The sequence below is a fragment of the Paraburkholderia sp. RL17-380-BIE-A genome, from assembly GCF_046028085.1.
Classification (GTDB): Bacteria; Pseudomonadota; Gammaproteobacteria; order Burkholderiales; family Burkholderiaceae; genus Paraburkholderia.
The window spans coordinates 135,998-148,224 of record NZ_JARESQ010000019.1; the positions used below are offsets into that span (position 1 = coordinate 135,998).

9 protein-coding genes are annotated in these 12,227 nt (G+C 65.3%); 1 reads left to right on the plus strand and 8 read right to left on the minus strand.

Annotated features, from left to right (window positions below):
• Positions 1 to 16 precede the first annotated feature (16 nt).
• The 8 genes from P0D68_RS27915 to P0D68_RS27950 form a co-directional block, all read right to left on the minus strand.
• Entirely contained in the window at positions 17 to 1,750 is a 1,734-nt protein-coding gene (locus P0D68_RS27915) for a GMC family oxidoreductase (RefSeq protein WP_408298091.1), read from the minus strand.
• Between the two features lie 243 nt (positions 1,751 to 1,993).
• A complete protein-coding gene (locus P0D68_RS27920) occupies positions 1,994 to 2,800 on the minus strand; it encodes an enoyl-CoA hydratase/isomerase family protein (protein WP_310815005.1) in 807 nt (268 codons plus the stop codon).
• A 3-nt stretch (positions 2,801 to 2,803) separates the two neighbouring features.
• A complete protein-coding gene (locus tag P0D68_RS27925) occupies positions 2,804 to 4,381 on the minus strand; it encodes an AMP-binding protein (protein ID WP_408298092.1) in 1,578 nt (525 codons plus the stop codon).
• Positions 4,374 to 4,955: a (2Fe-2S)-binding protein gene (locus P0D68_RS27930; protein WP_408298094.1), complete on the minus strand. Its 582-nt coding sequence runs from the start codon at positions 4,953 to 4,955 to the stop codon at positions 4,374 to 4,376. Before P0D68_RS27930 ends, P0D68_RS27925 begins: the two co-directional genes overlap by 8 nt.
• Entirely contained in the window at positions 4,928 to 5,749 is an 822-nt protein-coding gene (locus P0D68_RS27935; RefSeq protein WP_408298096.1) for an FAD binding domain-containing protein, read from the minus strand. Before P0D68_RS27935 ends, P0D68_RS27930 begins: the two co-directional genes overlap by 28 nt.
• Positions 5,746 to 8,790 (minus strand): xanthine dehydrogenase family protein molybdopterin-binding subunit, encoded by a 3,045-nt coding sequence (locus P0D68_RS27940; RefSeq protein ID WP_408298098.1) that lies wholly within the window; start codon positions 8,788 to 8,790, stop codon positions 5,746 to 5,748. The genes P0D68_RS27935 and P0D68_RS27940 overlap by 4 nt, the downstream gene beginning before the upstream one ends.
• On the minus strand, positions 8,787 to 9,413 hold the full coding sequence (locus P0D68_RS27945; protein ID WP_408186650.1) for a UbiX family flavin prenyltransferase: 627 nt from the start codon (positions 9,411 to 9,413) through the stop codon (positions 8,787 to 8,789). Before P0D68_RS27945 ends, P0D68_RS27940 begins: the two co-directional genes overlap by 4 nt.
• The gene (locus P0D68_RS27950; RefSeq protein ID WP_408298100.1) at positions 9,406 to 10,890 is read right to left on the minus strand and encodes a UbiD family decarboxylase; all 1,485 of its coding nucleotides are present in this window, start codon (positions 10,888 to 10,890) and stop codon (positions 9,406 to 9,408) included. The genes P0D68_RS27945 and P0D68_RS27950 overlap by 8 nt, the downstream gene beginning before the upstream one ends.
• Positions 10,891 to 11,207: 317 nt before the next feature.
• Between P0D68_RS27950 and P0D68_RS27955 the strand changes: the two genes are divergently transcribed.
• The gene (locus P0D68_RS27955) at positions 11,208 to 12,212 is read left to right on the plus strand and encodes a LysR family transcriptional regulator (protein ID WP_408298102.1); all 1,005 of its coding nucleotides are present in this window, start codon (positions 11,208 to 11,210) and stop codon (positions 12,210 to 12,212) included.
• The last annotated feature ends 15 nt before the right edge of the window (positions 12,213 to 12,227 follow it).

The following is a 12,227-nucleotide window of genomic DNA, read 5'->3' on the forward strand; positions in this document are numbered from 1 at the left end:
GTGGTGTTGAGAAACCTTATGACGAGGCCGCGGTAAGCGGCGCCGTATTCGATCCAGCACTGGCCTCGCGCCGCGCGAGCATCGCGTCGGCGATTTTTTCGGCCATCATGATGGTCGGGATATTCGTGTTCGCCGAGGGCAGCCGCGGCATCAGCGAGGCGTCGACGACGCGCAGTCCCTGCGCGCCGTGCACGCTGCCCGACGTGTCGGTGACCGCCATGACGTCGTGCGCGCTGCCCATCCGGCAAGTCCCGCTCGCATGCCAGACACCGAACACGTTGGCGCGGATGAAGTCGTCGAGCGCGGCTGGCTCGGCGAGCAGCGCGGACATGCGCTGGCCGCGCGTGAAGAAACGTTCTATCAACAGACGCCGCATTGGCGCGGGCGTATCGAGCAACGCGCCGAGCAGCGAAGTCAGCATCGCATTACCCTTGCTGACGCGGCTCAGCGCTTTCACCCGCGGTGAGAACGCGGCCGGAAAAAAGTCGCGCGGGTTGTCGCCGAGACCCGAAGCTTCGACGATTTTCGCGAGCATCCGCACGCCGTATGCGAGGCGCGCGAGATCGCGCGGATCGTCGAGCAGATTCAGATCGACCCGCGGCGCCACCGCCGGATCAGCGGATACGAGTTGCACACGGCCGCGCGAATAAGGCCGGTTGCACCAGAGAAAAAACAATCCAAGCCGATTGCCGAGCGCGTGCCATGCAGCACGCGTCGCACTCGAGAGATACAGATCGGATTCGTCGCAGTCCGCGACACCCGAGGTAAAACGCGCTGCCGTCATACTCGCGCGGCGGCGCGCAAGCGGCATGCGAAAACGCCGCTCGAGAAAATGACAGAACGTGAGCGACGGATGATCCTGCAGATTGCGGCCCACGCCCGGCAGATCGACTTTGCACCCGATTCCGAGCGCGTCGAGTTCCGCCTTCGAGCCGACGCCGGCCCGCATCAGCAATGCGGGGGATTGCAATGCGCCCGCGCTGACCACCACCTCATTGGCGTCGAAACGGATACGCGCACCACTGCGTTCCACCGCGACCACGCCACGAGCCACACGCCCTTCCATGACGATCGACTCGACGCGCAAGTCCGCATAGATGTGCAGATTGCGGCGCCGGCGCGTCGCCTCGTCCAGATACGCGGCTGCCGTCGATACGCGCCGGTCGTCGAGATTCGAAAACGCGCCGGGAAAATAGCCGTCGCCGAATTCGGCGTTCTGATCCTGCAAGGCCGCGAAACCGTTTTTCCGCATGCCGCTGGCAAAAGCATCGCAGAACGCCGGCCAGTAGGCCGGGAGAATGCGGCGGATCGGCACCGGGCCGTCGCTGCCGTGCAGTTCGCCGGCTGGGAAATTCACATCGCGTTCGAGTTTGCGGAAATACGGCAGCACGTCCTGCCATGCCCAACCGCTCGCACCCTCGGCGACCCAGCCGTCGTAGTCGCGCGGCAGGCCGCGGTTGGCCGACTGCACATTGATGCTCGACCCGCCACCCATCACGCGGCCCTGCTCGTACACGCGGGGCGCGGCGTTGCGCGTGGCGCTGGCCTTCAGTTCCGGCCAGATGTATCGGTCGCCGCAGAAGACGGGCATCGGATAGCTGTCGAGGATGGCCGCAGGCACTTTGCCCGGCGGCGTATCCGCGCCCGCTTCGATCAGCGCGACGCGCAACGACGCATTGGCCGACAGGCGATGCGCGAGCACGCATCCTGCCGAGCCACCGCCGACGATCACGTAATCGAAGCGCTCCATACGACTGTCTCCTGTGTCGACCGGAGTTAGCGCTTTAGCGCTTACTCCGGTCCCATGCAACGCTGTCGACCGGAGTTAGCGCTTTAGCGCTTACTCCGATCCCATGCAAAGCTGTCGACCGGAGTTAGCGCTTTAGCGCTTACTCCGATCCCATGCAACGCTGTCGACCGGAGTTAGCGCTTCAGCGCTTACTCCGATCCCATGCAAAGCAATATTTGAATCCGACCACGCCCGCCGTTCGCCTCAACTCCCACGAAACACCGGCTTGCGCTTGCCATGAAACGCCTCAACGCCCTCGCGGAAATCATCAGAGGTGCGCAAACGGCTATAGCAATGCCCTTCTAGTTCGATCGCGATCGACAACGGCGCGTCCTCTGTATCGTTCAGCAGCTTCTTCGCGGTGCGTTGCGCAAGCGGCGAGAACGCGCGCAGTTCATCCACCAGCGCGTCGGTGGTCGCTTCGAGTTCGGAGTCGGCCACGCATTCGACCGCGATGCCCCACTCGTAAGCCTGCTTGCCCGGAATCCGGCGCGAGCGCATTACGATGTCCTTGGTGCGGCCGATGCCGACCATCTGCTGCAAACGGGCCGAGCCGCCCGACCCCGGAATCTGGCCGAGTTTCTGTTCCGGCAGCGCGTAGAACGTGGTGTCGGTGGCAATGCGGAAATCGCACGCGAGCGACAGCTCGAAACCCACCCCGAAGCAAAAGCCGCGATTGGCCGCGATCACCGGCTTCGAGCAGCGTGCGGGCGCGGCAATATTCCAGGCGAGCTTCGACACGGTTTCGGGCGATGCTTCGAGAAAGCCCTTGATATCGCCGCCGCTCGAAAAATGTTCGCCTTTGGCGCGCACCACGATCACACGCACGCGCGGATCTTCGTCGAGCGCCTCGAAAGCGGCGCGCAACTGGTCGCGCGCGTGCATCGAAATCACATTCAGCGGCGGCCGGTGCAGGATGATGTCGGCCCGCTCGCGTTGCGCGTCGATCTCGATGGAAAAGCCGTCGAGATCCTGCAGCAGGCTCTGGCCGCGGTGGGTCAGGTCGGTCATGAGTTACTCCTTGGTGGTTTGCGTGTGAGGTGCAATGGCTTCGCCGTGCGTGTCTCGCTGGTATTCGCCCGCGGACAGCTTGCGGCGCAAAATCTTGCCGACCGGCGACTTCGGTATGTCGTCCACGAACACGTATTCGCGCGGACGCTTGAAGTTGACGAGCTCGGAGGTGCGACAGTGCGCGTCGAGCGTGTCGGCGTCGACGTAATCGCGGCGTTTGACGAAAGCGACGACGCGCTGGCCCCACCGCTCGTCCTTCACGCCGGCCACCGCGACTTCGTCGACCGCGGGATGCAGCGACAGCACCGACTCGATATCGACCGGCGAGATGTTCTCGCCGCCGCTGATGATCATGTCGTCGACGCGGCCCGATACGTACAGGTCGCCTTCGGCGTCGAAGAACCCGGTGTCGCCGGTGAAGTACCAGCCGTCGCGCAGCGACCTGGCGTTCGCGTCGGGACGATTCCAGTAGCCTTCGAAAGCTTCGTCACCTAGCAGGTCGGCGATGATCTGGCCTTCTTCGCCCACTTGCGCGAGGTCTTCGGGCGTGTGGGCGTCGAGCGTGACGACGCGCAAACGCGTGTTGATACCCGCGCGCCCCGCACTGCCCGGCTTGCGCGTGGCGTCCTGATCGATGCTGAAGGTGTAGACCTCCGACGAGCCGTAGTGATTGACGAACAGGTCGGGTTCAAACGCCGCCGAGAGGCGCTTGAGCAAACCGTCGTTCATCGGCGCGCCGGCGAAACCCAGCTTCTTCACCGTCGACGTATCCGTCGCGGCAAAAGCCGCATCGGCCAGCAGATCGTGATACAGCGTCGGCACCAGATAAAGGCAGGTGAGCTCGTGCCGCGCGATCGCATCGAGTGCGAAGCGCGCATTCCAGCGGCGCACGCAGACGAACAGGCCGTCCACCAGCGCCATCGAGAGCAGCGAGCGCACGCCCATGGTGTGATAAAGCGGCATCACGCCGAGCGTGCGTTCGCCGTGTCCGTACAGATTCTGCGCGACATGTGCGAGCGCCGCGGCGCGTTCATGACGATGACGGCGCGGCACGCCTTTGGCCTTGCCGGTGGTGCCCGACGTGTAGAGAATCAGCGAATAGTCGTCGGCATTCGCGCAGGTGCGGCCGGCGTTCAGCGAGTTCTGCGTGCTCTGCGCCATCAGCGTTTCGAAGCTCGCGGTGCCGCCTTGCGCGCCGTCGAGACCGATGCGCGGCAGCGCTTGCGCGGCAGGACTTTGCGCGACGGCCTCGGCGCTAACCGGCTCATAGACGATGGCCTTCACCCCGGCATCGATCACGCAGTACTCGAGTTCATCGGGTTTGGCGCGCCAGTTCAACGGCACGATCACCACACCGGTGAACTGACAGGCCCAATGCAGGGTCGCCATTTCCCAGCGGTTCTGCAGCACTACCAGCAAGCGGTCGCCATGCGCGAGACCGAGCGAGCGCACGCCTTCGGCAACCTTCAGGATGAGACGGTGCCACTGCGCATACGTCAAGGCGAGTTCGCCGTCGACCAACGCGAGCGCGTTGGGGCTGCGCTCCACGGCTTGCAGAAAAGTTCGGCCGAGGTCAAGCATGAGCGGCCTCTACGGTTTCACTAGCCGGGTTGCCTTGCCGGCGCCGCGCCGCCACGTCGAGCACTGCGGCGACGATCGGCGTATAGCCCGTACAGCGGCACAGATGGCCCGACAGCATGTCGCGCACTTGCGCTTCGCTCGGATCGGGCACGCGCTGCAAATAGTCGGCGCTCGACATCAGTATCCCGGCCGTGCAGAAGCCGCACTGCAACGCGTGATGACGCTGGAACGCCTGCTGCAGATCGCCGAGTGTCAGGTCGGGCGCGAGTCCCTCCACCGTGTCGATGCGGCGGCCGTCGGCCTGCACCGCCAGCATCAGGCACGAGCGTCCCGCCACGCCGTCCACGTGCACCGTGCACGCGCCGCACACGCCGTGCTCGCAGCCAACGTGCGTGCCGGTCGCGCCCAGTTCGTGACGGATGAAATCCGACAGCAGTTCACGCGGCTCGCAATAGCCGCTACGTTCATGGCCATTGAGCGTCAGCGTGACGCATTGCCGTTCGCCCTGCCGCATCACGTGCACGACATTGCCGTTCGATGTGTTGCTCACTTCGCCTCCTCGATCACGCGCCATCCCAGTTGCCGGACCAGATGCCGGCGATACGCCGCACTGATATGCGCGTCGTCCTGCGCGCCCAGCTTCCAGCTCAAATCGTTCAATGCGCTGCGCAGATCGTCGTCGCGCAGACGCGGCCATTGCTCGACCACTGGCCGGTCCGCGACGCCGCCGACCGCGAGGCGGATCGAATCGCTCGTGACGACCGCCGCGCAGGCGAGCATCGCGAAGTCGCCGTGGCGCGCGGAGAATTCCGTGAAGCCGTAGCGCTCGCCCGGCCGCTTGAGCGGAAAGCGCACGGCTTCCACCAGCTCATCGGGCTCACGCGCGGTCATCAACATGCCCTGGAAAAACTCGTGGGCTGGCAGCACACGGTGTTTCCTTTTCGAGCGCAGCAACACGTCGCCGCCGAGCGCGGCCAGCACCAGCGGCAGTTCCGCGCTCGGGTCGGCATGGGCGACCGAGCCGCATACCGTGCCGCGATTGCGGATCTGGAAGTGCGAGATATGCGGGAACGCCATGGCCAGCAACGGCACTTCGTCGCGCAGCGTCGCGCGCCATTCGACGCTGCCTTGCGTCGCCGCCGCGCCGACGATCAGCAAGCCGGCCTTGTGATCGACGCGCACCGAGTTCAGCTCGTCGGTGCGCGAGATGTCGATCAGCACGCGCGGTTGCGCGAGCCGCATGTTCAGCACCGCCATCAGCGACTGGCCGCCGGCCAGCACGCGAGCGTCCTCGCCGCTTTGCGCGAGGGTGTCGAGCGCATGCTGCGTCGTTATGGCGCGCAGATAATCGAACGGTGCGGGTTTCATGCCTGTCTCCTGAAACGGGCCAAGAGGCGCGAGAGCCACGAGCCGCCGGTGCGAACCGGTTTGCCCGCCGCCTGACGGCCGAGCGATTCGAACAGTTGCCGCAACACGACCTTGGCCGCGCCTTCGAGCATGCGTCCGCCGACTGCCGCGACCTTGCCCGACACCTGGGCTTCGTAGTCGTAGGAAAGACGCGTGCCGTTTTCGATCGGCGTCAGTTCGACGAGGCCGCTGCCGCGCGCGCTGCCGAGCGACGACATGCCCGCGCCCGCCAGACGCAGCCGATGCGGCGCGTCGATTTCCGACAGGCCGATCTTCGCTTCGAAACGCGCCTTGATCATCCCGACGCCGACCGTCACGTCGGCGCGATACTGGTTCGTGCCTTCGGCTTCGAGCGCATGGCAGCCGGGTATCACTTTGGCGAGCGCGTTCGGATCGAGCAGCACGGCAAAAATCGCTTCCGGCGATGCAGGCAAATCCACGCTGCCTTGCGCGGTGAGCGCCTTGCCGCCACCCGGCGTCGCCGGTTTGGCCGCGCGCGCTTCACGCAACTCGGGACGCGACGGCTCCGGGTCGTCGATGCCGATCAGCGCCATCACTTTCGACGGCGTCAGCGGCAAGCGAATGTCGTCGACCCCGAGCGCATCCGCGACCGCATTGGCGATGCATGGCGGCGTACTCATGTTGTTGCCTTCGCCGAGTCCTTTCGCGCCGAGCGGCGTGAACGGACTCGGCGTTTCCAGATGCACGATCACCGGATCGGGCACTTCACAGGTGGTCGGCATCAGATAGTCGGCGAGCGTGCCCGACTGGAAGCTGCCGTCCGCGCCGTAACGAAACTCTTCCATCAATGCCGCGCCGAGCCCTTGCGCGAACGCGCCGCGAATCTGGCCGTCGGCGAGCGCGGGATTGAGCAGCGTGCCGGCGTCATGCGCGGTGACGTAGCGATCGATCCGCACGCGGCCCGTGGCGCGATCCACTTCGATCCCACACATGTCGAAAGCGAAACCGTAGGCCGCCGACGTATTGATGCGGTCGTTCTCGTCCGGCGCGGCCATGTTCGGCGGATTCCAGAACACCGTCTCGCGCAAGCCCGGCTCTTCGCCTTCGGGCAACAGCGCGGGCGCCCAATGGGGTGCATTGGCGGCGACACGGCCGAACGGCTGCGCGCGATCTTCTGCGCCCTTCGCAAAGATGCGGCCTTCTTCAAAGCGGATCTCGTCCGGCGCGCAACCCAACTGCTTCGACACGATGCGCGCGATCTTGTCACGCACGCGCACGGCCGCGAGATGCACCGTGCCCGCCACCGCGCCGGCGAAGCGGCTGGAATAATTGCCTGCCGCCACCGACCACGCGTCCTTGTGCGTATCGAACTCGACATTGACGACGACGTCATGCGGCGACACGCCGAGCACGTCCGCGACCACTTGCGCGCACACCGTCATATGCCCCTGGCCCGCGGGCGTCGATGCAATCGTCACCACCACGCCGCCGAGCAGATCGACGCTCACGGTCGCGCTTGCGATCGCGCCGCTCTTCGGCCCGGCTTTCTTGCGCGCCTCGGCGGGCATCACGGTCGTGATGTAGCCCATGTTCGACACCGACGGCTCGACGATCGCCGCAAAGCCGATACCGTACAGCCGCCCTTGCCGGCGTGCCGCGTCGCGGCGGGCGCGCAGTTCTTCGTAGTTACCTTCGGCGAGTGCGCGGCGCAAGGCTTCCTGATAATTGCCCGAGTCGAGCAGCGCGCCGGCCGCGGCGCGATACGGGAACGCATCGGCGGCGACGAAATTGCGGCGGTACACGTCGAGCACATCGAGCTTCAGTTCGAGCGCGATGCGCTGCATCAGCCGTTCGAGCGCGAAGTACACCTGCGGTCCGCCGAAGCCGCGCACCAGGCCCGTCGGCGTCTTGTTGGTCAGCACGACGCGGTTGCGCACCAGCAGATTGTCGATCGCATAGGCACCGGTCAGGCAGCCATGCATGCGGTAGAACGTGGCCGGTTCGGGCGCGCGCAGATAGCCGCCGCAATCTTCGAGCTGGTCGTAGGCGAGCGCCGTAATGCGGCCGTCGCTTTCCACGGCCGCTTCGAGCGTCGAAACGCGCGCGGTCGCGGAGGTCGCCGCGCTCAGATGTTCGAGTCGATCCTCGACCCACTTGACCGGCGCGCCCGCTTTACGCGAGGCGAGACACATCAGCACGACGTACGGAAACACGGCCTGCTTCACGCCGAAGCTGCCGCCCGAATCGCGCGGCGCCTTGTGACGCAAACGGTTGGCCGGGATGTTGAGCGCCATCGCCATCACTGCGTGCAGCGAGAACGGCCCCATGAAATTCGATGTGACGTCGTAGCCTTCGTCGCCTGCCAGATACTCCGCGATCACCACGCCGCATTCGATCGGCGCGCAGCTATTGCGCGGATAATGCGCGACCAGTTTCACGCGATGCGGCGCCTGCTCGAACGCGGCTTCCGGCTCGCCGTAGCGGAAGTGCCGGTCGCTGATCACATTGCTGCCCACTTTCTCGTGCAAGACCGGCGACTGATCGCTCGCCGCCTGTTCGATCGACGTGACCGGCTCGAGCATCGCGTACTCGACCTTGAGCAAATCCAGACCGTCTTCGGCCAGCGCGCGCGATTGCGCCAGCACCACCGCTACCGGTTCGCCGACATAGCGCACGCGGTCCATGGCCAGCGCCCACTGTTCCATCGGCGATTTCACGCCGACCACGAAGGGCCGTGACCAGGCGCGCAGGTCGTCGCGGGTCAGAATTGCGTGCACACCGGGCAGTTTCGACGCGGCATCGGTATCGATCGACACCAGTTCCGCATGCGCGTGCGGCGAGCGCAGGATCGCGGCGTGCAGCGTGCCGGGCCGGATACCGATGTCGTCGCCATAACGGCCGCGGCCGGTGAGAATCGCGGGATCCTCCAGACGCTCCATCGGGCGGCCTAGATGACGCTGCGGGCGGTTCTCCAACGCCGGCTCAGCGGGGCGTTCGTGGGTCGACCCGGCGCCTGAATGGAGCAAGTCGCGCTGATTCATTCGTCGTCTCCCGAGCGGCGCGCCGCGAATTCGTCCGCGAGTCCGCTCCAACGCTGCGCGATCTCCCGATGCTCGATCCCGAACAGATCGAGAATACGGCCTACTGTGTGATCGACCACGTCCTCGATCGTCCTGGGATGAGCGTAGAAAGCGGGCACCGGCGGCATGACGATCCCGCCCATCTCCGTGACGGAAGTCATGTTGCGCAGATGCGCGAGATTGAGCGGCGTTTCGCGTGCGACCAGCACGAGCCGGCGGCGCTCCTTGAGCATCACATCGGCGGCGCGCGTGAGCAGGTTGTCGGCGAAACCGTTGGCCACGCCCGCGAGCGTCTTCATCGAGCACGGCGCGATCACCATGCCCGCCGTGATGAACGAACCGCTTGCCACTGCCGCGCCAATGTCGCGCACGTTGTAGACCACGTCGGCGAGACGATCGAGGTCGCCGCGCGTCATGCCGAGTTCCTGCGCCGCCGTTACCGCGCCGGAGGCCGACACGATCAGATGCGTTTCGTGCGTGCCGAGGCGGCGCAACGCCGCCAGCAGACGCACGGCGATCAGCGCGCCGCTCGCGCCGGAAATGCCGACGACGATGCGCTGAGGCTGGTGTCCGTACTCAGCCATGTGCGCCACCCAGATACGTGTCGAACGCGGCGTTGTCGGCGGCCACGAGGGTCTCCAGATTCACCGTGTCCTGCCCCGGAATGCGCACCCGCGTGAACACGTGCGACGGATACACCACGGGCCGCGTGGCGTCGAATCCCATCTTGGCGCTCACGCCTTGCAGATGCGGCGGCGCGTCCTCGGGCTGACCGACGGTGGTGGACGGATCGAGCGGCGAGCCTTGCGCGCCTTCGATCACGACGAGGTCGCGGTCGGCCTGGAAGCGCGTGGCGATGGCCCATTCGATTTCGGCCGGATCGTGCACGTCCACATCGGTGTCGACCACCACGACCTGCTTGATGTCGTAGTGCGCGCCGAATGCGCACAGAATCACGTTCTTCGCTTCGCCTTCGCGCTTCTTCTCGAACTGCACCCACAGGTGATAGCGGCACACGCCGCCCACGGACAGATGCACGTCCTTCACGTTGGGATGACTACGCTGCAGATGCGCGAGCAGCGTCGCTTCGCGTGGAATCGCGCCGAGCAGCAGATGCTCCATTTCCGCCGGCACGATCGTATGAAAAATCGGCTTCTCGCGATGCGTCACCGCGGTGACTTCGATCACCTCGCGCGCTTCCTGCGCGCTGTAGTACTTCGGGAATTCGCCGAATGGGCCTTCCAGTTCGCGCACGTTGGGCAGAATGCGCCCTTCGATCACGATCTCGGCGTAGGCCGGCACGTCGACGCCGTTGCTCACGCATTTGACCACCGGCAGCGGCGCGCCATGCAGTGCGCCGGCGATTTCGAGCTCGTCGGAATCGATTGGGGAGATGGCTTGCGAAGCGAGCATCGTCAGCGGATCGACGCCGATCGCGATGGCGACGTCGAGGGCCTCACCCGCTTCTTCCGCGGCTTTCTGGAAGGCGTACAAGTGGCGCGGCAGCAGCAGGATCGCCATGCGGTCCGGCCCATGCACCTGAATGCGGTTGATCGACACGTTCTGCACGCCGGTACGCGGATTACGCGCAATCACGAGACCGGCGGTGATATACGGCCCGTTGTCGTGTTCGCTGTGCGTGGGAATCGGCAGCAGTTGGTGAAGGTCGATGCCGCTGGTATGCACGACCTGCTGGCAGGGCGCCTCGGCGCGAGGAATTTCCTTCGAGGCAACCGGCTGATCGGCCGCGTCGCGAAAGCGCGCGAGCAGATCGGCCTCGGCCACGCCCATTGCTTCGGCGATCCAGCCGCGGCGCGACATGAAACCGCTGACCACCGGCATGTCGTGACCGCCCGGCTTCGTGAAGAACGCGGCTTGCGTGCCGTCGAGGCGCTTCGCAATCGCGGCGAGTTCGTGTTCTAGCGCGACCGGTTGATCGATCGTGGCCAGCCGGCCTGTATGCGCCAGGTGCGCCAGCCAGTCACGCAGCGTGAGCACGCCGGACGGGCGGCCCCACGTCAGGTGGAAAGTACCGTGCGATGCGGCATCGCGAGTATTCATTTACGTCTCCATCCGTGCCCCGGCTTCATGTCCGAACCGGACGGCCAGTTGATGACGGAAGCGTAACGAGATCGGCTTATAACTTCTAATATTGATTATTGATGCGCTGGATCATTCCTGATGATATGCGTGTTAGCACCAATGACAGGCAATTGTAGGCAGGATATCAATGGAGACCGCGAGCCACCGCGCGGGTCGCCGACCATGGCGGAGGGCCGCAGCCACGCTTTGCAGGCATTGGTGGCGCGCGGCTCCCGTTTTCATCTGATACGGCGCGCCGTTCTCATTACGTTTGCTGATGTTTTATTCATACCAACATGGACCTCAGGCAAATCCAGTATTTCATCGCGCTCTTCGAGGACGGTTCGGTCACGCGGGCGGCAAAACGCCTGAACATCGTGCAGCCCGCGCTCAGCATGCAGATCGCCAAACTCGAGGACGAACTGCATCAGCAGCTCTTCGAGCGCAACGCGCACGGCATGGCGCCGACAGCGGCCGGCCGGCTGATGTACCGGCTGTTTCTGCCGATCATGCGCGATCTCGCGCACGCCCGTCAGCAACTCGTGCAGCGCGACGAGGTGGTGACCGGGCATGTGTCGATCGGGCTGATCGCATCGGTCACGGAAAGCGTGCTGGCCGATGCGCTGTCGCGTTTCCACGCGCGTTACCCCCATGTCGAAGTGACCGTGGCGGACGGCTACAGCGCGACTTTCATCGACTGGGTGGCGGGCGGCCAGCTCGACGCGGCGCTGATCAACAAACCGCGCGCACGTCTCTCACTCGACGCGCAGCCCTTGCTCGACGAGGAAATGGTGCTGGTGACGAGCGCCGAGCACGGACCCGAGTTGCCGCACGCGATCGAACTCGCGCAACTGCCGGAACTGGAACTGGTGCTGCCGACCAAGCGTCATGGCTTGCGGGGCGTGCTCGATACGGCTGCACAGCATGAAGACGTGCTGCTCGCGCCGCGCTTCGAGATCGACGTGCTGAGCACGATAGTGAAACTGGTGGAGAGTACCCACTTCGCGACCATTCTGCCGCGTATCGCCGTGCAGCGCGGGGTGCGCCATGGCAGCCTGCGCGCCTACCCCATTCTCGCGCCGCGCATCGTGCGGCATATCGTGTGCGTGACCCATCCGCGACGCCCGTTGAGCGCCGCGGCGGATGCGCTGGTGTCGATCATCGCCGATGAATTGCGCCAGGTGTCGAGCGCGTCGGAACTGGACGCGACGCTGAGTCCCCCGTCTGGAGATGCGTCGAGCGAGCCACCTCCGGCGCTTTCGGCCAGGAAACCTCCGGCGCTTTCGTCCGGGAAACATTAGGCCCTCTAGTGCCGG